The organism is Providencia sneebia DSM 19967 (genome assembly GCF_000314895.2).
Taxonomy (GTDB): domain Bacteria; phylum Pseudomonadota; class Gammaproteobacteria; order Enterobacterales; family Enterobacteriaceae; genus Providencia; species Providencia sneebia.
In genome coordinates this window covers 2284202-2308048 of record NZ_CM001773.1, presented here as the reverse complement: position 1 = coordinate 2308048, position 23847 = coordinate 2284202, and the positions used below count along the sequence as shown (strand labels likewise).

The 23847-nt window shown below is 38.2% G+C and carries 24 protein-coding genes and 1 pseudogene; 7 read left to right on the top strand and 18 right to left on the bottom strand.

Annotation, left to right across the window (positions count from 1 at the left end; genetic code table 11):
* Positions 1-55: 55 nt before the first annotated feature.
* The 8 genes from nth to OO7_RS09465 all read right to left on the bottom strand — a co-directional run bounded on the left by nth (position 56) and on the right by OO7_RS09465 (position 7271).
* Positions 56-697 (bottom strand): endonuclease III, encoded by a 642-nt coding sequence (gene nth / locus OO7_RS09500; protein WP_008915735.1) that lies wholly within the window; start codon positions 695-697, stop codon positions 56-58.
* Between the two features lie 12 nt (positions 698-709).
* Positions 710-1426, bottom strand: a complete 717-nt coding sequence (locus OO7_RS09495; protein WP_008915734.1) for an electron transport complex subunit E — start codon at positions 1424-1426, stop codon at positions 710-712.
* Positions 1427-2056 carry an electron transport complex subunit RsxG gene (gene rsxG, locus OO7_RS09490; protein WP_008915733.1) on the bottom strand — a complete coding sequence of 210 codons (630 nt, stop codon included), beginning with the start codon at positions 2054-2056 and terminating at the stop codon, positions 1427-1429.
* 10 nt (positions 2057-2066) lie between these two features.
* Positions 2067-3152, bottom strand: coding sequence for an electron transport complex subunit RsxD (gene rsxD / locus OO7_RS09485; RefSeq protein ID WP_008915732.1), 1086 nt, complete (start codon positions 3150-3152; stop codon positions 2067-2069).
* A gap of 13 nt (positions 3153-3165) precedes the next feature.
* On the bottom strand, positions 3166-5544 hold the full coding sequence (gene rsxC / locus OO7_RS09480; protein WP_008915731.1) for an electron transport complex subunit RsxC: 2379 nt from the start codon (positions 5542-5544) through the stop codon (positions 3166-3168).
* Positions 5537-6163: an electron transport complex subunit RsxB gene (rsxB, locus tag OO7_RS09475; protein WP_008915730.1), complete on the bottom strand. Its 627-nt coding sequence runs from the start codon at positions 6161-6163 to the stop codon at positions 5537-5539. The genes rsxC and rsxB overlap by 8 nt, the downstream gene beginning before the upstream one ends.
* Positions 6163-6744 carry an electron transport complex subunit RsxA gene (gene rsxA / locus OO7_RS09470; RefSeq protein WP_008915729.1) on the bottom strand — a complete coding sequence of 194 codons (582 nt, stop codon included), beginning with the start codon at positions 6742-6744 and terminating at the stop codon, positions 6163-6165. Before rsxA ends, rsxB begins: the two co-directional genes overlap by 1 nt.
* A gap of 86 nt (positions 6745-6830) precedes the next feature.
* Positions 6831-7271 (bottom strand): DUF2569 domain-containing protein, encoded by a 441-nt coding sequence (locus OO7_RS09465; protein ID WP_008915728.1) that lies wholly within the window; start codon positions 7269-7271, stop codon positions 6831-6833.
* Positions 7272-7388: 117 nt separating this feature from the next.
* Here OO7_RS09465 and OO7_RS09460 point away from each other — a divergent pair, with 117 nt between their 5' ends.
* Both OO7_RS09460 and OO7_RS09455 read left to right on the top strand, forming a co-directional pair.
* The gene (locus tag OO7_RS09460; RefSeq protein WP_008915727.1) at positions 7389-8432 is read left to right on the top strand and encodes an oxidoreductase; all 1044 of its coding nucleotides are present in this window, start codon (positions 7389-7391) and stop codon (positions 8430-8432) included.
* A gap of 56 nt (positions 8433-8488) precedes the next feature.
* The gene (locus tag OO7_RS09455; protein WP_008915726.1) at positions 8489-9463 is read left to right on the top strand and encodes a bile acid:sodium symporter family protein; all 975 of its coding nucleotides are present in this window, start codon (positions 8489-8491) and stop codon (positions 9461-9463) included.
* 201 nt (positions 9464-9664) lie between these two features.
* Here OO7_RS09455 and add read toward each other — a convergent pair whose 3' ends face one another.
* From add to manA, 3 genes are all read right to left on the bottom strand, one after another.
* Positions 9665-10666: an adenosine deaminase gene (add, locus tag OO7_RS09450; RefSeq protein ID WP_008915725.1), complete on the bottom strand. Its 1002-nt coding sequence runs from the start codon at positions 10664-10666 to the stop codon at positions 9665-9667.
* Positions 10667-10859: 193 nt separating this feature from the next.
* Entirely contained in the window at positions 10860-12476 is a 1617-nt protein-coding gene (locus OO7_RS09445) for a YdgA family protein (protein ID WP_008915724.1), read from the bottom strand.
* 117 nt (positions 12477-12593) lie between these two features.
* The gene (manA, locus tag OO7_RS09440; RefSeq protein ID WP_008915723.1) at positions 12594-13769 is read right to left on the bottom strand and encodes a mannose-6-phosphate isomerase; all 1176 of its coding nucleotides are present in this window, start codon (positions 13767-13769) and stop codon (positions 12594-12596) included.
* A gap of 179 nt (positions 13770-13948) precedes the next feature.
* On the opposite strand from manA, the gene fumC reads away from it, so the two are divergent.
* Positions 13949-15346 carry a class II fumarate hydratase gene (gene fumC / locus OO7_RS09435; protein ID WP_008915722.1) on the top strand — a complete coding sequence of 466 codons (1398 nt, stop codon included), beginning with the start codon at positions 13949-13951 and terminating at the stop codon, positions 15344-15346.
* A 51-nt stretch (positions 15347-15397) separates the two neighbouring features.
* Here the strand turns inward: fumC and tus are convergent, their stop codons facing one another.
* The 3 genes from tus to OO7_RS09420 all read right to left on the bottom strand — a co-directional run bounded on the left by tus (position 15398) and on the right by OO7_RS09420 (position 18366).
* The gene (gene tus, locus OO7_RS09430; protein WP_008915721.1) at positions 15398-16318 is read right to left on the bottom strand and encodes a DNA replication terminus site-binding protein; all 921 of its coding nucleotides are present in this window, start codon (positions 16316-16318) and stop codon (positions 15398-15400) included.
* A 127-nt stretch (positions 16319-16445) separates the two neighbouring features.
* A complete protein-coding gene (locus OO7_RS09425; RefSeq protein ID WP_008915720.1) occupies positions 16446-17009 on the bottom strand; it encodes a lytic polysaccharide monooxygenase in 564 nt (187 codons plus the stop codon).
* Positions 17010-17106: 97 nt separating this feature from the next.
* Entirely contained in the window at positions 17107-18366 is a 1260-nt protein-coding gene (locus OO7_RS09420) for an MFS transporter (protein ID WP_008915719.1), read from the bottom strand.
* A gap of 117 nt (positions 18367-18483) precedes the next feature.
* Here OO7_RS09420 and OO7_RS09415 point away from each other — a divergent pair, with 117 nt between their 5' ends.
* From OO7_RS09415 to bioD, 4 genes are all read left to right on the top strand, one after another.
* Complete coding sequence (locus OO7_RS09415) at positions 18484-19398, top strand: LysR family transcriptional regulator (RefSeq protein ID WP_008915718.1); 915 nt, start codon at positions 18484-18486, stop codon at positions 19396-19398.
* Between the two features lie 68 nt (positions 19399-19466).
* The gene (locus OO7_RS17160; protein ID WP_236620640.1) at positions 19467-20159 is read left to right on the top strand and encodes an ROK family protein; all 693 of its coding nucleotides are present in this window, start codon (positions 19467-19469) and stop codon (positions 20157-20159) included.
* Positions 20057-20677, top strand: coding sequence for an ROK family protein (locus OO7_RS17155; protein ID WP_236620694.1), 621 nt, complete (start codon positions 20057-20059; stop codon positions 20675-20677). The genes OO7_RS17160 and OO7_RS17155 overlap by 103 nt, the downstream gene beginning before the upstream one ends.
* A gap of 131 nt (positions 20678-20808) precedes the next feature.
* Positions 20809-21483, top strand: a complete 675-nt coding sequence (gene bioD / locus OO7_RS09405) for a dethiobiotin synthase (RefSeq protein WP_008915717.1) — start codon at positions 20809-20811, stop codon at positions 21481-21483.
* A gap of 76 nt (positions 21484-21559) precedes the next feature.
* Here bioD and OO7_RS09400 read toward each other — a convergent pair whose 3' ends face one another.
* The 4 genes and pseudogenes from OO7_RS09400 to OO7_RS16960 all read right to left on the bottom strand — a co-directional run.
* Positions 21560-21793 carry a DUF1161 domain-containing protein gene (locus OO7_RS09400; protein ID WP_008915716.1) on the bottom strand — a complete coding sequence of 78 codons (234 nt, stop codon included), beginning with the start codon at positions 21791-21793 and terminating at the stop codon, positions 21560-21562.
* A 78-nt stretch (positions 21794-21871) separates the two neighbouring features.
* Positions 21872-22240, bottom strand: coding sequence for a DUF1283 family protein (locus OO7_RS09395; RefSeq protein WP_008915715.1), 369 nt, complete (start codon positions 22238-22240; stop codon positions 21872-21874).
* Between the two features lie 78 nt (positions 22241-22318).
* The gene (gene ydfG / locus OO7_RS09390) at positions 22319-23065 is read right to left on the bottom strand and encodes a bifunctional NADP-dependent 3-hydroxy acid dehydrogenase/3-hydroxypropionate dehydrogenase YdfG (RefSeq protein WP_008915714.1); all 747 of its coding nucleotides are present in this window, start codon (positions 23063-23065) and stop codon (positions 22319-22321) included.
* A gap of 522 nt (positions 23066-23587) precedes the next feature.
* Positions 23588-23847: pseudogene (locus OO7_RS16960) on the bottom strand (hypothetical protein); the annotation flags it as partial.

Genomic DNA, 23847 nt, shown 5'->3' with positions numbered 1-23847 from the left:
TGCTAGAGCAAGAAAAAATTGCATCGATAACAATATATCTGGGAGCGATAATAAATTAGTTGTCTGGATAGACCTTATCTTTATATTCACACAGATCTTCAATAATACATGAGCCACAACGCGGCTTGCGTGCAATACAAGTATAGCGGCCATGTAAAATTAACCAATGGTGGCAATCTACTTTAAATTCGGCTGGAACCACTTTTAGCAGTTTTTCTTCAACTTCAACGACATTTTTTCCCGGTGCGAAATTGGTACGATTACAGACCCGAAATATATGTGTATCGACAGCAATCGTTGGCCAACCGAATGCTGTATTGAGGACGACATTTGCCGTTTTTCGACCAACACCCGGTAAAGCTTCTAAGGCTTCTCTGTTTTCGGGGATTTGGCTATTGTGTTTCTCGATCAATATTTTACATGTCTTTATGACACTTTCAGCCTTGGTGTTATATAACCCAATCGTTTTGATATATTCTTTAATACCATCAACACCTAAGGCCAACATCGCCTCAGGTGTATTGGCAACAGGGTAAAGTTTGGCTGTTGCTTTATTAACACTAACATCTGTTGCTTGTGCTGATAGCAAAACCGCTATCAGCAGCTCAAAAGGGGAATTAAATTTTAACTCAGTCGTTGGGTGCGGGTTGTTATCACGAAGACGAGTTAATATCTCAATGCGTTTAGTTTTATTCATAGCTCACAATTATTATCTTGAAATATGACTACCACATCCTTGTTCTTTTTGGTATTCATGTGCAGGTTCTGTACCCGTTTTGAGGGCTTCTCTTTTTTTCATTTTTTCATCGATTAGATACTTACCGGCTAACATTAATGCAAGGCCAATAAATGCACCCGGTGGCAGCATGGCTAATAAGAATGGAGAATCAAGATGGATAATTTCTATTCTTAGTGATTTAGCCCAAGATCCTAAAAGTAAATCTGCACCATCAAATAAGGTGCCATTTCCTAAAATCTCACGCATTGCACCTAGCATAAATAACGCGGCAGTAGCGCCAAGACCCATTGCTAGGCCATCAATCGCGGAAAGCGCAACCGTATTTCTTGATGCATAAGCTTCTGCACGACCGATAACAATGCAGTTGGTCACAATCAAAGGAATAAAAATCCCCAGCGATTCATATAAACCAAAAGCATAAGCATTAATCAACATTTGTACTGCACTAACAACTGACGCTATGATCATAACATAAATAGGGATACGAATTTCAGCAGGTACCCAACGCCGAAATGCTGAGACAGCGACATTTGTACAAACCAGCACTAATGTAGTTGCAAGTCCTAAACCTAAAGCATTTGTTGCTGTCGATGAAACGGCAAGAAGTGGACAAAGCCCAAGCAATTGCACTAATGCTGAGTTATTTTTCCATAATCCTTGAACAAAAAGCTCTTTTGATTCGCTCATTTATTCAGCTCCACAAATTGGGTAAGTTGAGAGATTTTGCGGAATTTGTTTCATGAAAACCGCTGTACGTTTTGTCGCATTGACAACCGCTCTTGGAGTAATTGTTGCCCCAGTGAATTGATCAAAATCACCGCCATCTTTTTTAACAGCCCAATGCGGGTCATTATCAGATTCCATTTTTTTGCCACTAAATAGCGTGATCCAATCTGAAATACGCGTTTCAATTTTATCGCCAAGGCCTGGGGTTTCATGGTGTTCCGTAACACGTACACCTAGCACAGTACCATGAAAATCAGCACCAACCAGCAAATTAATTGCACCGGAATAACCATCTGGTGCGATTGATTCAAGTGCGGCAGCAACAGGCTCACCATTTTTACGTGCAATATAAAGCCGATGAGGCAGTTTACCACCCAGTGCTGCATCAGCACCAACAAGATAACATTCTTGCCCAAAGTCATTGTCATACAAGCTTTCAGGAACAACTTGATCAAGGAGCTTTTTCTGAACGATAGCAGCTTGTTGAGCAATAATATTTTTAGTTAATGTATAAACAGCGGCACTTAATGCCGTCGTACCTGCTGCAAAAATAGCTAAGATGGTGCCATGTCGACGCATTGTAGTTAACATAAAAGGCTCCTTATTTATGTTTGTGTCCATACGCACGTGGTTGCGTATAATGGTCGATTAAAGGCACGGCAATATTTGTTAGCAACACCGCGAAAGCGACTGCATCTGGATAACCGCCATAAACGCGGATTAGCCAGACTAATAGTCCAATTAATACACCATAAATAATACGACCTTTTGGTGTCGTTGATGCTGTCACAGGATCGGTTGCAATAAAAAATGCACCGAGCATTGTTGCTCCAGAAAATAGCTGTATTAAAGGCGAGGCGTAACGGCTGTCATCCAACAACCAACTGACAGTAGCCAAAATTGCCAATGTCGCTAAAAATGAAACAGGAATATGCCAATTAATAATGCGGCGGTTAAGCATGATCAGGCCGCCTAATAAATAGGCGATGTTAACCCATTGCCAGCCGATGCCTGCCAGAGAACCTTGTAGGATAGGTTGCTGTAACACATCTGAAATAGGGTGTGTTAAAAGACCCGTTTTAAAACTATCTAGTGGTGTGGCTTGGCTCATGCCATCTACACCAATCCGCAATGATTCTAACGTTATTCCTGCTGGGGTATGACCTGTAAAAATCACCCATAAATTATCTAATGCATTGATATCAAAAGATTGTAATTCTTGCGGTGGTAACCAACTTGTCATTTGAACAGGAAATGAAATAAGTAATACCACATAACCCACCATCGCTGGGTTAAATGGATTTTGACCAAGTCCACCATAACATTGTTTAGCAATAATAATGGCAAAAAATGTTCCTAGCACAATCATCCACCAAGGTGCCAAAGGTGGTAGGCTTACGCCCAAAAGTAATGCGGTGACAATAGCTGAGTTATCTTTTAATACATTAATAACAGGAAGCTTTCGTAAACGTATCGCAATACTTTCTGTTACAACGGCAGTCATCATAGCTAAAATAATTTGATAAAGCGTCCCCATACCAAAAAAGTAAATTTGAGCAGCTATGCCGGGTATTGCCGCGATAAGTACCCAAAACATCACAAGACTGGTGCTTTGGGTATTGTGCGTAAATGGCGCACTGGCAATTTTTAAACGGCGATTGTTTGAATCAATGGGCCTAAATTTCATGGTAGTCAGTCACTTACTCTATCGTTGTTTGTTCATGTTTCTGTGCTTGTTTCGCTTTTACGCGAGCAATCGCGGCTGCTACAGCAACTTTTCGTGGATCTGTTTCTTCTTCAATAGGCACTTCTGCAGCAGGTGAAAGTGTATCTTCTTCGCTAACTTGAGCTGCAAGTTGAGCCTCTTCTTGGACGATTTTCTTCGCTTTGACACGGGCAATTACCGCAGCGACAGCCGCTTTACGCGGGTCAATCTCTGCCGCTTCAACGGGTTGAGGTTCAATATTTTCAACACGGTTTTCTACTTGCTGAGCTGCTTTTTTGGCTTTYGCACGGGCAATTGCCGCAGCCACAGCSGCTTTACGCGGGTCGATTTCTGCCGCTTCAACGGGTTGAGGTTCAATATTTTCAAYACRGTTTTCTGCTTGCTGAGCTGCTTTTTTGGCTTTCGCACGRGCAATTGCCGCAGCGACAGCGGCTTTACGCGGGTCRATYTCTGCCGCTTCAACGGGTTGAGGTTCAATATTTTCAACACGAYTTTCTGTTTGCTGAGCCACTTTTTTGGCTTTYGCACGGGCAATTGCCGCAGCCACAGCBGCTTTACGCGGGTCRAYTTCTGCCRYTTCAACGGGTTGAGGTTCAATATTCTCAACACGRTTTTCTGCTTGCTGAGCCGCTTTTTTGGCTTTCGCACGGGCAATTGCCGCAGCGACAGAAGCTTTACGTGGATCATCACTTGATTCTGAACTAGTGACAGCGTCACTTTTATCTTCTTGTTCTAATTTTCTCGCTTTAGCTCGTGCAAGCGCGGCGGCAACAGCGGCTTTTCTTGGATCATCAGTAGAACTATCTGGTGATTTTTCAGCTAACGCGGTTGCTGTCTCTTGTTTTGCTTTAACACGCGCTAATGCATCAGCAATGGCATCTTTATCTGTTGTTTCAACTTGGACAGCCGCTTTTTTGTGGCGTTCTTCGCGAGCTAACTTCTCTCTTTCCATTCGTTGCTGTTTAGCTTCAAAGCGTAATTTTGCTTCAGCTGCTCGTCGTTCTTCTTGCGCTATCTCTTTGATTTCAGCTTTTTCTTGGCGGTAATACTGCACCAGCGGGATATTACTTGGGCACACGTAGGCGCAGGCACCACATTCAATACAATCGAATAAATTATGTTTTTGCGCTTTTTCGTGCTCTTCACCTTTACTAAACCAATATAATTGTTGAGGTAATAAAGCCGCAGGGCACGCATCTACACATAAACCGCAACGAATACAAGCTTCTTCTAATGCCGGTTTTCCAACCTCTTCAGCAGTAGGTACAAGTAAACAGTTGCAGATTTTAACAACAGGAACATTGAGGTCAGGTAGGGTGAAGCCCATTAATGGCCCCCCCATAATAACCATTTGCTCTGATTCTGGTTGAAAACCAGTCTGTGACAATAAATGGTGAACAGGGGTTCCAATACGAGCCCAAAAATTACCTGGCTTTTCAATTGCTTCACCAGTAACAGTCACAACACGTTCAATTAAAGGTTGCCCTTCAAGAACTGCGCGTTTAATCGCCACCACAGTTCCAACATTATGCATTAACACGCCAATTTGAGATGAGCGAGCACCAGATGGAACCTCTTTTCCGGTTAGGATTTTAGTCAGCTGTTTTGCGCCACCTGATGGATATTTAGTTGGAATAACTCGGATAAATATTTGGTTATCTTGTGGAGTTAATGCCAGTTTTAGAGCAGAAATAGCTTCTGGCTTGTTATCTTCAATACCGATAAGAACTTGGTCAGGATTTAAAAGATGTTGTAAAACACGGCAACCTTCAATGACCTCATCAGCATGATCTTGCATTAGGCGATCATCAGCAGTGATATAAGGTTCACATTCTGCGGCATTTATGATGAGCGTTTTAATCGCATCTTTCCCACCCGCCAGTTTAGATGCAGTAGGGAAGCCAGCACCACCTAATCCAGCAATACCTGCTTGCTCTATTTTTTGCAGTAATTGTTGTGGCGTAAGTTGTAAGAAATCTTTCTCAGGAAACAATTCACACCATGTATCCAACCCATCTGCTTGAATACGCACACACAACTCTTTTAATCCGGACGGATGAGCAGTAACCATTGGCTCAATAGCTGTGATTGTGCCTGATGTTGACGCATGAACCGGAACGGTACGCCCAAGCCCACGCGTGAGTGGTTGGCCTTTGAAAACATAATCGCCTACATTGACAATTAATTCACCTTCAGGCCCAAGGTGTTGCTGCAACGGAATGATCAATTCATTAGGGATTGATGCAATTCTCATTGGTGCACGACTGGACTGTAGTTTCATTTCAGGTGGATGAATACCACCTGCAAAATCCCAGATTTTATCTTTTTTGAGCCAACTAAATAACTTAAGCATGTGCATCACCTTTTATTGCTGATAATGCAGACTTTGGTTGCATTGGTTGAGGTGACACTGGAATATTTTTAACAGGGATAAGGCTAAGATCCCATTTCCAATTTGCAGTTGTTGTTTTCACTGGAACTAGCTCGATACAATCAGTTGGGCAAGGGGCAACACACAAATTACATCCTGTGCATAAATCTTCAATCACCGTGTGCATGGCACGAGTTGCGCCGACAATAGCATCAACAGGGCAAGCCTGAATGCACTTCGTACAACCAATGCAATTTCCTTCATCAATGATAGCGACTTGGCGCATTGGGTTTTGCGCACTTTCATCACCATCGATCGGCTGAGGATCAACGTTTAATAATTCAGCGATTTTTAACATCACTTGCTCACCGCCAGGTGCGCACTTGTTAATCATTTCACCATTATTAGCGACGGCTTCAGCATAAGGACGACATCCTGGGTAGCTGCATTGACCGCATTGGCTTTGAGGTAAAATAGCATCTAATTTTTCAACAATAGGGTCTTCATCGACTTTAAAGCGTAACGCAGCATAACCTAAGATTAGCCCAAAGATAAGACCGAAAATGGCTAATATGCCAGTAGCAATCCATAATGACATCATTAGAATTTCACCAAACCACTAAAGCCCATAAAAGCCAAGGACATCAGTCCTGCTGTAATGAGGCCAATTGATGAACCGCGAAAAGGGGCTGGAACATTTGCAACGGCAAGTCGCTCACGAATAGCGGCAAATAACACCATAACCAGTGAAAAGCCGACTGCCGCACCAAAACCATATACCGCAGACTGTAAGAAGCCATGAGATTGGTTAATATTTAATAATGCTACACCAAGCACCGCACAGTTAGTTGTTATTAGTGGCAGAAAAATGCCGAGTAAGCGATAAAGCGTTGGACTGGTTTTTCTTACGACCATCTCAGTAAATTGCACAACAACGGCAATAACCAAAATAAAACTCAAAGTACGCAGGTAGAGTAAATCCAGAGGGATTAAAATCAAGGTATCCATTAGCCATGAGCTAATCGATGCTAACGTCATGACAAATGCCGTTGCGAGTCCCATCCCGATTGCTGTTTCGAGTTTTTTTGATACACCCATGAATGGGCACAATCCGAGGAATTTTACGAGTACAAAGTTGTTAACCAGTACTGTCCCGATAAAGAGTAAAAGATAATCAGTCATTTCATAGCCTGAAACAATAATAAAAAACAAAACTGGTACTAACCCAGTAAGACTGGGCAGTATGATAACAAGCTATTTTTTGATGCTTATCGATCTTGTGTGAAAGTCATCTTCACTCTTTCAGAACGTTTGATATAAGGCACAAAGATACCGGCACCTAATAGCGGCCAAGCTAACGCTTTTAATGCAGTATCATCATCAACAGCTGCAAATGCGAATGTTTTCAGACCTAATAATAATAAAATCATTAACCAAATAATAAATCGTCTGGGAAAATGGCGAGACCGGAAAAACATTAATTTTAAAATATGAGCAGTAAAAAATGTCATGACTACAGTGATCAGGAATGATAGCCACCAATCTAAAGGAATAAAGTTGTGCCAATCATCAATGGTAGTCATAATTTGGTAGAGTTTAGTGACATACATAACGACCATGGCGCATGTAGCAAAAAAGGTGAGTAACATGAAAGCCGCGGGCGCAAGCAACCAGCCAGTAATACGGTGGTAGTTATCAATAGGGGGCATAAAATACATCCATTTATTGTGTTCTTGCGCCATCCTACCATAGTTTTATTTGCTAATTAATTCGTTATGGTGATACTTTTGAATCAATTAGTGGCAAATTCATTTGATGAGGTGGTTATGTCTGCACCAATTAAAGTTGGTATTATCGGGTATGGTTATGCGAGTAAAACATTTCATGTGCCATTTATTGTCACATTACCTGAATATCAATTAACGGCAATATCAAGTAGTAATCCTGAAAAAGTCACAGCAGATTGGCCAGAAGTTGCTGTTGTATCAACTCCTGAGCAGTTATTTTCTAATCCAGAAATTGACCTTATTATTATTCCAACACCAAATGATACGCACTATCCACTCGCTAGCGCAGCGTTGGCTGCGGGTAAACATGTGGTTGTCGATAAGCCTTTTACGATTACTGTTGAAGAAGCAGAATTACTTAAACAACAAGCAATTAAAGCAGGTAAATTACTTTCTATTTACCATAACCGCCGTTGGGATGCCGGTTATTTGACCTTGAAAAAATTATTGGCCGATGGTTGTTTGGGGGATATTAAGTATTATGAATCTCATTTTGACCGTTATCGCCCAATGACTCGCCAGCGTTGGCGAGAATCTTCCGTTGCAGGCGGCGGGATTTGGTACGATTTAGGGCCTCATCTTCTCGATCAAGCTTTACAATTTTTTGGTAAACCACAAAGTATTACCGCAGATTTAGCGATGATCCGCCCTGGTGCTGAAGCGGTGGACTATTTTCATGTCATCCTAAATTACTCAGATAAAAAAGTTATTCTTCACTCGACAACTGTTGCTGCTGCTGAAACGCCATTATATGTTGTACATGGTATGAATGGCAGTTATGTGAAGTATGGGCTTGATTCACAAGAGGAATGTCTAAAAAATGGTATGTTACCAACAGGTGCTGAGTGGGGCATTGATCCTAAAAATGGTTCAGTGACACTGTCACAGAATGATGAATTGGTGACAACTGAATGGGTAAATGAAAAAGGAAATTATGGTGGTTATTACCTTGAAATTTATGAGGCGATAAGACATGGCGCTAAAAATCCTGTTCTTCCTCAAGAAGCTATAGATATCATGAGATTAATTGAAGCAGGCATCTTATCAGCTCAAGAAAAACGCACTGTTAATGTTGAATTTTAATTTGTCGAATAATTGAGTCAGCTATTTAGCTGGCTCTTTTTTCTTTAGGTAATAAAATGAATTTGTTAGCAAAACTGAAAATTGACTCCTTTTTATTGATCATGATCTTGGTGATCATTGTTGCAAGTTTTCTCCCTTGTGAAGGTGAAGTCAAGGTCGCTTTCCAATATTTAACAACGGCTGCTATTGCGCTTTTGTTTTTTATGCATGGCGCTAAACTTTCACGCGAGTCTATTGTGGCTGGTATGGGACATTGGCGACTTCATTTACTTGTATTTGCTAGCACATTTATTTTATTTCCAATCCTAGGGTTAGGTCTTCACTTTATGGTGCCGTCTTGGATGTCACCAACCGTTTACATGGGATTCCTGTATTTATGTGCATTGCCGGCAACTGTCCAATCGGCCATTGCTTTTACCTCTGTGGCAGGGGGGAATGTTGCTGCTGCAATTTGTAGTGCATCTGCATCAAGTATTTTAGGTGTTTTTTTATCACCAATATTGGTTGGCTTTTTGATGGATGAAGATGGTAGCCAAGCAATGGATACGTTAAATGCAATAGGCTCGATATTGTTGCAATTAATGTTACCGTTTGTAGTGGGGCATTTATCAAGACCTTGGTTAGCAAATTGGATTAACCGTAATCGCAAACTGATTAATATCACAGACCGGTCATCAATACTATTGGTTGTTTATGTAGCATTCAGTGAAGCTGTTGTTGAAGGCATCTGGCAGCGTATTGATGGTTATTCTCTGCTGATGATTGCCGTTGTAAGTTGCGTTATTTTATTTATTGTCATTATGCTTAATACATTAGCGGCACGATTCCTCGGATTTAGTAAAGAAGATGAAATCACGATTGTTTTTTGTGGTTCCAAAAAGAGCTTAGCGAATGGTGTGCCAATGGCAAATGTGTTATTTCCCGCCTCAGTAGTTGGTGTTATTTTATTACCTTTGATGATATTCCATCAAATCCAACTAATGGTTTGCGCTGTATTAGCGCAGCGTTATGCAAAAAGATTAACGAAATAAAATATAAATAATTAGTTATAAAAATAAACGGAGTAAGTGGATTTTATCTACTTACTTCTAGTTAATTAGTTACAACATACAATGTGTTGCTAATGATTAATCTCTTTAGCAACAGTGACCTGAACAGGCCAAACAAAAGGGCAGAATTGTTATTTCTGCCCTTAGATACAAATACATAACTATATTTTAGATAAAGTAATACTAACGTTTAGCTGCTTTATCTCTTAATGCTTGCTTTTCATTTTCTTCGAGAAACGCTATTGTTAAGCCATTTATTTGAGCTTGTTCAATCTCTTTTGCGGTTAATCCTGCTTGCAGGGCTGCAACTTCATATTCATGGCGTAACTCAATGCCTTGTACAGCAGGGTCATCTGTATTAATCGAAGCTAAAACACCTTGGTTTAAAAACATTTTTAATGGGTGTTTATCTAATGAAGAAACGGTACTTGTTTGGATATTTGAGGTTAAGCAACTTTCTATGCCAATTTTATTGGTCGCGAGATAATCAATGAGTGCTTGATCTTCACTGGCTTTTACGCCATGACCAATTCGTTCAGCACCAAGCTCTTTTATGGCATGCCAAATACTTTCAGAACCCGCAGCTTCGCCAGCATGTACAGTAATATGTAATCCGGCATCACGCGCTTTAGCAAAATGTGTTTGAAAGAGTGCGCCCGGAAAACCGAGTTCATCACCTGCCAAATCAAGAGCACAAAGTTTATTGCGGTGTGCAAGTAAACCTGCAAGCTCTTGAGCACAAGCATCAGTGCCAAATGTTCGGCTGAGAATACCAATGAGGTTTATTTTAATATCATATTGCTGACAACCTGCTGCAATACCATCAATCACCGCTTCTACCACGCCTTCAACAGGAAGTTGGTGTTTCATGGCCATATAATAAGGAGAAAAACGCAGCTCAGCATAATCAATACCTGCATTATATGCATCTTCAACATTTTCCTGAGCGATGCGTTTACATGCATCTAAATCGGCAAGAACGGCAACACCCCAGTCTAATTTTTGCAAAAAGCTCACTAAGTTAGCTTCTTGAGTGATGATTTGTACATGTGGTCTCAACGCTTCAATTTCATAGGCTGGCAATTGAATATTATGTTGCTGTGCAAGAGACAGGATAGTTTCCGGGCGAATATTACCGTCAAGATGTCTATGAATATCAGTCAAAGGAAGTTTTTTATTGATCATTGATGTGTCGTCTCTTAAATTGATTTATTTGTCATCGAGTATAACGAGAAAAGCGCATAACATACCTTAATAACCCATATCATAACGCATATAAGTTGTATGGTATGATAATAAATAAGACATCATAGAAACAAAAATGCCAGCCTTAAATAATAAGACTGGCATCAATTTTGTTGATTAACAATTGCTAATATTAATTAGCAGGTTGTTCATTCTCATGATTTTCAGCAGGGACTTCTAAAGGCTCAGGAATTTGGTCATAATTCATTGCGTCTTCAGGGTTAGTCATAAGGCCTAACTTGGTTAAAAAATCAGCCAAGGTGTATTTGTCTGCGTTAAATGTGATGTCATTTCCTGCAAACTTAACCGTCATTGTCAGGTCGTTACCATTTTCAACCATCCAAGGTGATTTCTTCTGTTTTGCCTTTTCTGCTCTTTGTTCATCCGTCATGAACATTTCATCCATAGGCGAAGTAAACATATCTGCTGTTAAGACTTCTTGCATCTCGTCAAATTGAGCAATCGCTTGTTGTTCATACTCTTTTTTGATTTCAGCACTAACAGGAACTCCATTGTCAGCAATAAGCACTTGCGACATTAATTGAATAACCATAGGTTTATTCAATTTCAGATCAAAATCGAATGAAGTGAATAGGCTTTTCACTGCTTCATCAATTTTATTTGACATTGCTAAAGCAGTAAGCTCGTTCTGATCCCATTTGTTGAACGAAAGCGTTAAGTTGCTTGAACTTTCACCCGCTGCGTTTTTCCAATAAACAGGGCTAATAGAGAAGGTTGGTTTGCTTTGGATTAACTCAGGTAATGTCTTAGTGACCATATCCATTGCAATTTTCTCTGCTGCCGCAGTTGGGCTTCCAGTTGCTAACCCTTCTGCTACAGCTTGGTTGTACTGTTCTACAAATTTACCTAATGCTACAGCATTAAGTTTATCAATAGAAATCGCCATTTTACCTGAACCGAAGTTTTCACCTAAGAAACTTACGTCATCGACAGAATAACTAATGTTACCTTTAACGTTTTCATTTTCAATAGATGTGTCTGAAGCGACAGACAAATTCTTAAATGAGAAGTTCGTTTCTGGAATATTTAAATCAATATCAGAGACGATAAACTCTTGGTTACCGATATAAAAACCATGTTCAGTTTTATCAACATTAGAAGTAAGTTTTAAACCTTTTAGCGTAAAGCCTTCAGTTTTATCTTCTTTATGTACATTGAAATTATCGGTTATTAACGAGATATCAATCTTTTTCAGTTCAGATGAGGTGTTAAACACAAGTTTAGAGCCACTGAAAGAAAGAACAGCATCATCTTTAGTGAATTCAAGAGGGAGTAGGTCTAAATTTGAATCAATATTTTTACTATACCCAACGACTGCTGTTCCAGTGACAAACGGTTTACCTTTTGTCATTTCAAACAGTTCTTGTGTTGTTGCATTGTGCTCTAATTCAATATTTGCAGCACCAAGTTTAGGGATTAAATTAAATTTGGCTAATTGTGATAGTGGGAATGGACCATGGTCAATATTCGTATTGAACACAACTGAATCATCAGGCGCTTCATTTGATAAAACAACAATGTTTGCTTGTGATGAGAATACGCCACGTTTAAAGTTTTCAACTTTTAGCGTTACACCTGACTCAGGTGCATTCATTGCTATAGACTGATTTGCATTATTAATGAATCTATTCAACTCGGTTTCAATTTTAGAACCTGTATACCAAGCTGTACCCGTCCACACAGCACCTACAGCAACGATAACACCAATCGCAACTAATGACTTTTTCATTATAAACATCCATCCTTTTGTGTGTACAAACACACGATAATATTGAATTACGTTTCATCTAATCGTCTATTGTGTGTAATCAATGACGAATAAAACACAAGAAGTTGCCTTTTTAAACTAGAGGTTAAATACTCTAGCAAGTTCACCGAAACCTGTGATGTAAACTTCTTTTTCAAAAGCAGAAAGAAAAACAGACTCTCCAGAAGTGAGCGCTATTTCATCATCGCCTGACTTTAGAACTAACTCTCCATCAATACAAAATAGAATTGATGCAGTTTCATTCGTTATTTTTGTTCCCGTGTCGTTAATAGAATATATATTAAATGCAAAATCTTCTACAGGTATCTTGTATTTACAGATATTTCCTGATTTTTCTGGTTGGCTTAATAAACTTTCGCAGGTTTTTGGGAAAAAATCGACATTAGCAATGAGTTCTGCAACATCAATATGCTTATTTGTTAGCCCAGCACGCAAGACATTATCAGAGTTCGCCATGATTTCTAAACCTACACCTTCTATATAAGCATGAGGTGTGCGAGCATATAAAAACATGGCCTCGCCAGGTTGTAATTCAATCACATTTAATAATAAAGGCACAAATAAACCAGTATCATCAGGATAGAGGCTAACCATTTGTTTGATTGTATTCCAAGGCTCACCTTGACGGCTGTTCAATGCCGCTTTTAATACACCTAAGGCTAACTCTTTCTGATCACCAGAAAGACTAAGAATCTGTGCAAATAATTTCGCTAATTTTTCTTCACTTGGTTCTTGAACAAAATATTGGATTTCAGGATGTGCAGCTGAGACAAAATCCAATAATTGGGCGATTTCTGGTAAAGGACGAAATGCATTCATTGCCTTAAAAGGGGTAATTGCATAGATGAGTTCTGGTTTGTGATTATCATCTTTATAATTACGGTACGGGGAATCTAAAGAAATACCTGCTGCGTTTTCTTTCGCAAATCCGACTTCAGCATATTTTTTATTTGGATGTACTTGAACCGATAATGGTTTTGCCGCACAAAGAACTTTAAATAAAAAGGGTAGCCGAGCGAAATTGTCTGCAATCTTTTTACCTAGAATTTCTTCAGGATTAGTCGCAATATAATCAATCAATGGAATAACTTTCCCTGTGTTAGGGTCGGTAATCGAAGAGCTCGCTTTAGGATGTGCACCCATCCACAATTCAGCCATTGGTAAATGTTCTGGATTAGGAATTGAGTACAACTGCGTTAGGGCCGTTTTACTTCCCCAATCATAATTTTGAATTTTGTTGATCATTTTTTGCATGGCTTAACTCGCTTTTTCTAAAAATCAATGTATTTCCTTGATACTACAATACAATAAACACGGCTAAGTCGCATTATTGAAATTAAAGATATGGCATCATATAACAAGTTGGTGTCGGCTTACCTGCAAGCTGATAATTCTAAAATGATGATTCTGTATATGTACCTAAGGAGATAGTAATGGCAGCCACTCGCATTGAAAAAGATTCAATGGGATCTATTGAAGTACCTGCTGACCAGTTGTGGGGCGCGCAAACTCAGCGTTCTTTAGAACATTTCCGTATATCTGTAGAAAAGATGCCCGTAGCGTTAATTCACGCTTTGGCTATTACTAAAAAAGCCGCGGCAAGCGTCAATATAGATTTAGGATTACTACCGAAAGAGCGTGGTGATGCTATTATCGCTGCTGCAGATGAAGTTTTGGCGAATAAACATCCGACTGAATTCCCTCTTGCTATCTGGCAAACAGGTTCTGGTACGCAAAGTAATATGAACATGAACGAAGTGCTAGCTAACCGCGGTAGTGAGATTTTAGGTGGTCAGCGTGGTAATGATCGTTTAATCCATCCTAATGATGATGTCAATAAAAGCCAAAGCTCAAACGACGTATTCCCAACTGCAATGCATGTTGCCGCCGTTATTGCTATCCGTGAAAACTTATTGCCTGAGCTAAAAGCATTACATAAAGTTTTAGATGCTAAAGCGAATGAGTTTAAAGGAATAGTTAAAATTGGTCGTACTCACTTACAAGATGCGACGCCATTAACTTTAGGCCAAGAAATTTCAGGTTGGGCAGCTATGCTGGCACATGCTGAAAAACATATTGAAGATGCAATTCCACATATCTGTGAACTTGCTCTTGGTGGTACTGCGGTTGGTACAGGTCTGAATACGCACCCTGAATATGCAGTGCGCGTAGCGAAGAAAATCGCAGAATTAACTCACCAACCATTTGTGACGTCACCTAATAAATTTGAAGCACTCGGTACATGTGATGCCTTAGTTTATGGGCACGGCGCTTTAAAAAGCCTCGCAGCGTCATTAATGAAAATTGCAAATGATGTGCGTTGGTTAGCTTCAGGTCCTCGTTGTGGTATTGGCGAAATTGCTATTCCTGAAAATGAGCCAGGTAGCTCAATCATGCCAGGTAAAGTTAACCCAACACAATGTGAAGCAATGACTATGCTTTGTGCGCAAGTTATGGGTAATGATGTTGCAGTGAATATTGGTGGCGCATCGGGTAACTTTGAACTAAACGTATTCCGTCCTATGCTAATTGATAATTTCTTACAATCAGTACGTCTATTAGCTGATGGTATGCGTAGCTTTAATGAGCATTGTGCGGTTGGTATTGAGCCAAATCGTGAGCGTATTGATAAGTTATTGCATGAATCATTAATGTTAGTAACCGCATTAAATACGCATATTGGCTATGATAAAGCCGCCGAAATTGCCAAAAAAGCACATAAAGAAGGACTAACGTTGAAAGAAGCTGCATTGAAGCTCAATTATCTAACAGCTGAACAGTTTGATGAATGGGTTCGTCCTGAAGATATGGTTGGCAGTATGAAAGACTAATTTTTAAATTAGTTGATTAGAAGAGGGCACCTATTAAAAAATAGGTGCCTTTTAACATTCAAGATATAAATTAAGTCTAGGTATTAATAACTCAACAGGTTTTGCCTTAGGTCGATGCCGTAGGGCTATGTTGTCGGCGCTATAATCAGGTAAATTACCAATCACAATGTCATCAAGTGATTTCTCAAGGGCGAAGACAATTAAGGGATTAGCACAAGCTAACTGAGTTTGTTTCTGTTGCGCACTATCCCAGACGCGAGCAATTGGTTGAACTTTTACAGGGCGTTGTGTTTTTAATATTGCATTATGATCTAATTGTTTAATCAGTAATATTTCTTGTTCTAACTGGCTTATCCACTGATTTTTTTCCATACCTTGCGGTATTCGGCCACTTTCTAATGTTGCTTGTAACTTGTCTAACATTTGCATCTTCGTCACTTTGTTGATCACTTTTTTATTTGCCCAACCAAATCTAACGGTATCAACATCCGTTAAAAAGGTGAGTGCTCGATAAGTGTTCAATGTTAACAATCCGTGTAAGCTATCATGAACAAATTCAAACCGTTGAGATTCATCTACGCCTGAATTTTGCGTCACAATTTTCTTTATCTTTGTTTTTAGCTCATTGATTTGTTCTAATTGATGTAGGCAAGAACGGTAAATTGAATAGGGCGTTTCTATACAAATAGCCCCAGGTAATCTAACCGCTGCTTTATTGCTAGTCGATTCTGATTTATCATGTATAAACAATAAATTATAGTGATGAATAACGGCATCAATAGCGGATGCCCCCATGATTTTCTCAACTTTAATTTCAGTTATTTCACTATTCTCATCGCCTTTCATGACATTGGGTAGACGGAATACAGATGCATTAATTGCGGGCTGTTGTTTTATCAATGTACTAAATTGAGCCAATGTATTTTCTAAGAGATTGAAGTTTTCTATAAGCTCATATTTGGCTTTATTCATTATTAATACCATTTATATTAGTTACAACATTCTTATTGTTTATATAATAACAAACATTAACTATCGTGCAAATATATAAAAGTTGACCAATAAAGAAGGGCATTACATGCCCTTAAATCATCAATTCTTAATGGAGATTGACATCTATCACTTGATAAAATGCGTTGACAGTATTATTAATCGTCCATACTGCGAGGATAACGTGATACCCTTTATTTTCTTTCGGTAAAATACATTGATGTTTAACAATAGAATTCGGTATTTCAACTTTATTAAACTGACAAAATGGTTTCAAAACAAACTGCTCACGTGTCAATGGTTGATTCGGCTGCCAATTAGCCTTAGTAATAAAGTACTCCCATTTATTCGTTTCATGTAGAGCGGTTAACCTCCACTGAAAGGTTAAGAGGGAATTATAAATTTGATTTTTTTGCCATCTATTTTCTGTTTGTACATTTAACTCACTAAATCGGCTGATTCCTGCACTTGCTAAAGTACCATCGTTAGGGCCTGAACGAGGAAAACCTTGTTTAGCTTCAATAGATTGTGGTTCGTATTGGATCTCACCACAATTGTTGTTATCTCCAAGCAGACAGAAATAAGCGCGACTTTTTGGCTCTTCAACATAACCATGAGACCATGTTAAGGTTGAGAAACAGAGTAGGAAAGAGAGAAGTAATAATTTTTTCATTGTGTTATCCTTACAATAAATAAAATATTATCTTCCTCGAATCCCCACTCTTTATAAATATCATCATTTAATAGACATTAATTAATTTATTATCTATTTAACACCGAACTTTCAATTTATACGCGATTCCAATGCCTATAAATAACAGAGCAGCAATAAACAATGCAACACCACTCCAACCATAATGTAACCAGAAAACACCACCAATTGTGCCCGCTATACTGGAGCCAGCATAATAGCAGAAAAGGTAAAGTGAAGATGCTTGCGCTCTAGCTCGTTTTGCTCGTCGACCAACCCAACTACTAGCCACAGAATGCGCAGAAAAGAACCCCGTAGTTAGGGCGGTCATTCCCAATAAAACAACCCAAAAATTAGAGAATAAAGTCAATAATATACCGACAAACATTAATATTAATGCAGCAATCAAGATCTTACCAAGCCCAAATGTTTTCGTTAAACTGCCTGATTTAGTTGCACTATAAGTGCCTGTTAAATAAATAATAGAAAGCATACCAACGGCTGCTTGACTAAAATTATAAGGCGGTTCCAATAAACGGTAACCGATATAATTATACATTGTGACAAAACTTCCCATTAGCACAAAACCTTCAATGAATAGCCATGGCAAACCTTTATCCCGCAGATGTAATCGAAAATTGAGCCATAAATTTCTAGGTTTCAAAGAGCTTGATCGGAAATGTTGTGATGGTGGTAGTAATCGCCAAAAACCTATTGCGGCGATCAATGCTAATGTACCAAGTAAAACGACAGCAACACGCCATGAATAGTAATCAGCAATGACACCTGTAGCCAAGCGGCCACTCATACCACCAATTGAATTTCCGCTAATATATAGCCCCATAGATAAGGCGACATAACTTGGATGGATCTCTTCACTCAGATAAGTCATTGCTACAGCCGCAACGCCACTTAGCGATAAACCAACTAATGCTCTGGCAATTAAAATGCCTTGCCAGCTATCCATCAATGCACTAAGTAACGTAAATAATGCTGCACTTGTCAGCGCAATAACCATGACATTCTTACGGCCAACGGCATCTGAAATTGGTCCCGTGATTAATAAACCTAACGCCATTAATCCCGTACTTAATGATAGAGATAAACTTGCAGTCGCAGGTGAGACATTAAAATCTTTCGACAATAAAGGTAAAATAGGTTGCACAAAATAGAGCAGGGCAAATGTTGCAAATCCTACGGTAAAGAATGAGAGTGTTACTCTCAAATATAATGCATCATCACGTTGAATATAATGTTTCTTTGGTTCTCTTGTTGGGGTGTTTTGCTCCCTATCATTAACCGTATTTTCAGCCGGTAAACTGTCTGTTGAATTTTCCATAATGCTGTTCCTTGACATAACAACCCAATTGATTTCGATCAAAGAATAGAAATATCAAAATATTTTGTCTAATATATTAATCATTAAGAATAAGACATTAAACATATCAAACAAAAAATGAGTATTGAATTAAGACACTTACGCTATTTTATTGCCGTTGCTGAAGAGTTACATTTCGGCAGAGCCGCTGATCGTTTGCATATTTCTCAACCACCATTGAGTCAACAAATTCAATCTCTTGAAGAACAAATTAATGCAAAATTACTTGAACGCAACAATAGAAACGTCTCACTGACACCTGCTGGCGTTATGTTTCTTAAAGAGGCTTATCAAATATTGTCACAAGTGGAAGCTGCCGCAACTAAAGCCGCAAGAATGGAAAGAGGTGAATTAGGCGAACTTTCAATTGGTTTTACGTCAACAACACCGTTTATGAATCGTGTAACAATGAGTTTGCGTCAATATCGAGAATCTTATCCTGAAGTTGCCATTCATATGCACCAGATGAACACAAAACAGCAAATTCCCCCATTGCTAACAGGGCGGATAGATATTGGCATTATGCGTAATACCATCTTGCCTAGCCAGCTTGATTATCAATTATTATTTAAAGAACCCTTTATGGTTGCTGTCTATGAAGGGCATCCGTTATTAAAGTATGAGAAAACAGGGGTTGATATTCGTTTATTAGCTGATTATCCATTAGTTTTTTTTGAGCGTGAAGTTGGTACAGCGCTTTATGATGAAATTATGAATTTATTAACCTCAGCTGGCGTGACACCTAAAATCTCACAAGAAGCAGGTGAAGCAATGACGATTCTTGGCTTAGTATCTGCCGGGATGGGGATTTCAATTATCACTGAATCATTTACGCGGATGAAAATAGATGGCATTAAATATATCAACTTCTCTAATATTAATGCCTCATCTGAAGTTTGGTTAGTTTATAATACTCATCGTGCTCTGCCATCTTCAGCTAAAAAGTTGACGGAATTGTTAATTACAAATATTGTGGACAACAAAAAGAAATAAACGTTATTTGTCGATTTTATCGAAGATAAAGTAACCAGCTGTTTTATAATGGGATATTATATTTTATTATGGAAAATCAAACAGGCCATATTGATCAAATTAAACAACTAAATACCGGCATCGTTTACCGGATTATTGATCAATATGGGCCTATTTCTCGTATTACTTTATCAAAACAATCTCAACTTGCTCCTGCTAGCATTACTAAAATTACCCGCGAACTGATTGATGCTCATTTAATAACAGAAATTGAATTTCCTGTATTAGGCTTACGAGGAAGACCTGCTGTCGGGCTTGTTATTAAAAGTCAGGGATGGCAATTCTTATCTATTCTGATTGGGAAAGGGTCTGTTTGTTTATCCTTAAAAGAAATTAACACACAAACCATTATTGAAGAAAACTTCACTTTTTCTGTAAAAGGTAATGAGTTATTTTCCTCTACATTAGCTAATTTAATTCAACATTTTTTTAGTACTTATGCGGATTATCTTGAACGGGTCACGGCTATTAGCATCTTAACGGATGGAATTATAGACGCTTATTCTGGTGTGATTCATAAACAAGCTTATTTTGAGATTAATAATTTACCATTATGTCACTATCTTACCAATCAAACAGGTTTACCGACCTATTTACAAACCAATACTCATGCACTCGCATTAACAGAATATTTTTCATTAAAAATAAAAAAACACCTAAAAATATTATCTATTTACAAATTGATGATGTTGTTAATGCCGCTATTATTAATCATGGAATAAGTTTAGATTCAAATACACATAAAGCTATCCATTTTGGCCATATTCAAATACAAAAGGGTGGAGAGTTGTGCTATTGCGGAGGTTCAGGATGCCTTGAAAAAGAAATATCCATCGCTGCTATTTTAGTAAAAGCAGCCGAATTATTAAGGAATAATTATCCTGATTCTTACTTGTCCGTAAATGAAATAAAAATAGAGAATATCTGTGCGGGTGTCCATTTAGGCGATCCACTTTGTCTTTATTTATTCAATCATATCGCTGAATTATTGGCTAAACCTCTTAGCACGATGATTAATATTTTCGGTACTGAATTAGTTTTAATCAACTCCCCATTAAATCAAGCTGAAAATATATTTTTCTCACTGTTACATCAATATTGTAGTGAGCAAGTCATGCCCTTATATACCAATAATCTACAAATAAAAAAATCTGAATTGTCGAAAAAACAAAGTGAGACAGCGCTTATTCAACAAGCATTATATGATGGTTCATTATTAATACAGTTATTACAAGGTTAATAAACTTTTAGCTATTAACAATAAAATTGAGCTAACGCAAACTTCAAAACAAGACGTTCCCATAAACTGTTGTCATGTCACTTTTTCATTGCAACTTATGCAATAGTCTGTCACTTCAGGATAGAAAAACCATGATGAATCTATTTATTACCGGGACAGATACAGATGTCGGAAAGACCGTGTCCACGTTAGCTATATTACAAGCATTAAATGGTTTAGGAATAAAAGCAGTAGGTTACAAACCAATAGCAGATAAATGTATTGATACGCCAGAAGGAATGAGAAATAAAGATGCCCAATTAATTCACCGAGCGTCTCAAGATTTAGTCTCCTATGATGATGTTAATCCAATTAAAATTAAAGATAATTACGATCATGAAAATCGCATTGACTTTAATAAAGTCAAGCAGGGCTTAGATAATTTAAATAACCAATGCGATACTGTTGTAATTGAAGGAAATGGTGGTTGGCGTTATTTATTGGATGATAATACCTATTATACTGACTGGTTAAAAGGCCAGCATATTGGTGTTATTTTAGTGGTGGGAATTCAACATGGTTGCGTTAATCACACATTACTTACTGCTGATGCAATAAGAGCAGATGGTTTACCATTAGTGGGCTGGATTGCTAATCGAATTAATCCGGGGCTTGCGCATTATGCACAAATTATTACGCGGTTACAGCAACACTTAAAAGCACCTTTACTTGGTGAAATACCTTATCTTTTACGTCCAGAAGAAAAAGATTTGAGCCATTATTTAGACCAAAATATGCTTAAAGAATTTTTGTGTGAATATGCTTAGATAATGAGTTATAAACGCGCATTTCAAGTTAGGAATAAAGGATCATCCAATCCTTTATTCCTAATAGAATTATAAATTAATGGCGCGTATAAATAATTTTATACGTTTCATTTTCACAATGCCCAACCACTTGGCCTTCCGCTTTTTCGGCCTCATCATTCGGTACTGCAACTAAACTAAAATTATCTGCTGGAACGCCATTATTGATAATTTTTTGTTTAATCTCTTCAATGACGCTTTCACATGATGCTTGCGCAAACATTGGTGCAAGTAAAACGAATAGCGCAGGTAGTAAATGTCTTTTTTTCATCATAACTCCTTAAGCCACAATAGATTAATAATCAAAGAGTAAAGAAGTGACACTGTAACTTACGCCACTTCATATAATTTATGGATTAGCTAAAGGGCGACCGGTGTTCACATCAAGGCAACGTTTTGTATTAGGCTCCCAATAGGCATTTAAATTAAGGCTTTTTTCACACGCATCTTTATTATCAAATGCAGCATCAATCTTATCGAACTCTTTTTCAGTACGGGAATTAACTTTGCTACGTAATTTATTAGTTTCATCCCATTGTTGTTTTTCTTGGCGAGCCTGCTCTTTAGTCAATGCGCTATCAACATTTCCAGAAGTCACACAGGTACTTCCTGGTGAGCAAGTTACATTAGCCGCTTGCGCTGCGGTAATTCCAATTAAAGGTAAACAAAAACATAAAGCCGCTAAACGATGCTTAATAAATTTGGATGATAAATTCATTGTCACTCCTTGCTAACTAATCCTATTTGTATAGTATAGGCTAATAAAAAATATTCGTCTTATAGAATAGTACGAAAATTATTCTTCCTTATAAACGGCCAAACCAGCAAATGTTTGGCATACTGGCATTAATTCCAGTGTATTTACGTTCATACGAGCGGGTAAATTGGCAACCCAATAAACAGTTTGTGCAATATCTTCCGGTGTTAACGCATCAGCACCTTTGTAAACATTCGCGGCTTTATCATCATCCTTTAAACGAATATTTGAAAATTCTGTTCCACCGACTAAACCTGGTTCAATATCTGTGACACGAATTTTTTTCCCTTGCAGATCCGCTCGTAATCCTAATGAGAATTGTCTAACAAAAGCTTTCGTTGCGCCATAAACATTGCCACCTTTGTAAGGCCAATTTGCAGCTGTTGAGCCTATGTTTATAATATGTCCATGATTGTTAGCCACCATAATCTGCAACACTTCATAAGTCATATTCACTAAACCTTTAGTATTGGTATCTATCATCGTCGCCCAATCATCAGGATTAGCATCAAAAGCAGGTTCAATACCAAGCGCTAAACCTGCATTATTAACAAGAACATCGATATTTTTCAGTTCATTAGGTAGGTTTTTAATTGCTGATTGTATAGCACTTCTATCTTGAATATCTAAAGTTAAAGGGTGAAATTTATCACCAAATTCTTTTTGTAGAGCAATTAAACGTTCTGTTCTACGCCCTGAGCCAATTACAGTCGCCCCATGGTGAATAAAATGACGAGCAATAGCTTCACCAAAACCAGATGTCGCACCAGTTACCAAAATAATCATAAATACCTCAATTTTTTATACTTGTAATACATTGCAATCATCTTAGTTCTAACTCATTCAATCTGCAAAGTACTTTTATGCTGAGATTATTAAAAACCCTTATTAAATAGAGCGATATAAATTGATTACATTGAAAATCGGTCAACCAAAAAATCGATAAAAGTACGCGTTTTTGCTGGCAGAGAAATACTATTAGGATAAAACTTGGAATTTTTACAGTGACCTTAGATAAGATTTTTATTCCTAGTATGTAATTCATACATCTGATTTAATGATATAATAAATTTGTATACAAATTTTGAATGAAAATAATTCAATCTGATTAGAATTAACATCAAAAAGAACCAACATGATTAACCATCCAAAACTCTGGATTTCTTCATTTCATACTTAGGTTCGCATAATATATATGTCGCTATGTTACAAAAGGGTTCTGAGCGATTGCGGTAGAATGGTTTTGGGGCTTACCGCAATCGGGAGGGTTCGTCTTTACACATAGAGCGCATTATGCGAGCCAATAACTTAAAAATGACTTTGGCATTCATGGCAATATTTTTTACCAAAATGACTATGAATTCCGGTTGCTTTCATGACGGTTGATAATTTATTGTCATTACCTTCATAACATTTTGGGCAGAATGGCCCGTTTGGCTTACCATCAATTTCTTCTATTCTATAGTAAAATCCATCTCGAAATTCTAATTCATCAGCGGTTTTTAACTTACCTTGAAGGTTATTGATCTCCGCTTGTAGGTCAATAATTTCTTGTTTAGCATCAGCAA

Excerpts from the sequence above, each read along its gene's own strand:
- nth (WP_008915735.1), bottom strand. The coding sequence starts at position 697 with ATGAATAAAACTAAACGCATTGAGATATTAACTCGTCTTCGTGATAAC.
- OO7_RS09495 (WP_008915734.1), bottom strand. The coding sequence starts at position 1,426 with ATGAGCGAATCAAAAGAGCTTTTTGTTCAAGGATTATGGAAAAATAAC.
- rsxG (WP_008915733.1), bottom strand. The coding sequence starts at position 2,056 with ATGTTAACTACAATGCGTCGACATGGCACCATCTTAGCTATTTTTGCA.
- rsxD (WP_008915732.1), bottom strand. The coding sequence starts at position 3,152 with ATGAAATTTAGGCCCATTGATTCAAACAATCGCCGTTTAAAAATTGCC.
- rsxB (WP_008915730.1), bottom strand. The coding sequence starts at position 6,163 with ATGATGTCATTATGGATTGCTACTGGCATATTAGCCATTTTCGGTCTT.
- rsxA (WP_008915729.1), bottom strand. The coding sequence starts at position 6,744 with ATGACTGATTATCTTTTACTCTTTATCGGGACAGTACTGGTTAACAAC.
- OO7_RS09465 (WP_008915728.1), bottom strand. The coding sequence starts at position 7,271 with ATGCCCCCTATTGATAACTACCACCGTATTACTGGCTGGTTGCTTGCG.
- OO7_RS09460 (WP_008915727.1), top strand. The coding sequence starts at position 7,389 with ATGTCTGCACCAATTAAAGTTGGTATTATCGGGTATGGTTATGCGAGT.
- OO7_RS09455 (WP_008915726.1), top strand. The coding sequence starts at position 8,489 with ATGAATTTGTTAGCAAAACTGAAAATTGACTCCTTTTTATTGATCATG.
- add (WP_008915725.1), bottom strand. The coding sequence starts at position 10,666 with ATGATCAATAAAAAACTTCCTTTGACTGATATTCATAGACATCTTGAC.
- OO7_RS09445 (WP_008915724.1), bottom strand. The coding sequence starts at position 12,476 with ATGAAAAAGTCATTAGTTGCGATTGGTGTTATCGTTGCTGTAGGTGCT.
- manA (WP_008915723.1), bottom strand. The coding sequence starts at position 13,769 with ATGCAAAAAATGATCAACAAAATTCAAAATTATGATTGGGGAAGTAAA.
- fumC (WP_008915722.1), top strand. The coding sequence starts at position 13,949 with ATGGCAGCCACTCGCATTGAAAAAGATTCAATGGGATCTATTGAAGTA.
- tus (WP_008915721.1), bottom strand. The coding sequence starts at position 16,318 with ATGAATAAAGCCAAATATGAGCTTATAGAAAACTTCAATCTCTTAGAA.
- OO7_RS09425 (WP_008915720.1), bottom strand. The coding sequence starts at position 17,009 with ATGAAAAAATTATTACTTCTCTCTTTCCTACTCTGTTTCTCAACCTTA.
- OO7_RS09420 (WP_008915719.1), bottom strand. The coding sequence starts at position 18,366 with ATGGAAAATTCAACAGACAGTTTACCGGCTGAAAATACGGTTAATGAT.
- OO7_RS09415 (WP_008915718.1), top strand. The coding sequence starts at position 18,484 with ATGAGTATTGAATTAAGACACTTACGCTATTTTATTGCCGTTGCTGAA.
- OO7_RS17160 (WP_236620640.1), top strand. The coding sequence starts at position 19,467 with ATGGAAAATCAAACAGGCCATATTGATCAAATTAAACAACTAAATACC.
- bioD (WP_008915717.1), top strand. The coding sequence starts at position 20,809 with ATGATGAATCTATTTATTACCGGGACAGATACAGATGTCGGAAAGACC.
- OO7_RS09400 (WP_008915716.1), bottom strand. The coding sequence starts at position 21,793 with ATGAAAAAAAGACATTTACTACCTGCGCTATTCGTTTTACTTGCACCA.
- OO7_RS09395 (WP_008915715.1), bottom strand. The coding sequence starts at position 22,240 with ATGAATTTATCATCCAAATTTATTAAGCATCGTTTAGCGGCTTTATGT.
- ydfG (WP_008915714.1), bottom strand. The coding sequence starts at position 23,065 with ATGATTATTTTGGTAACTGGTGCGACATCTGGTTTTGGTGAAGCTATT.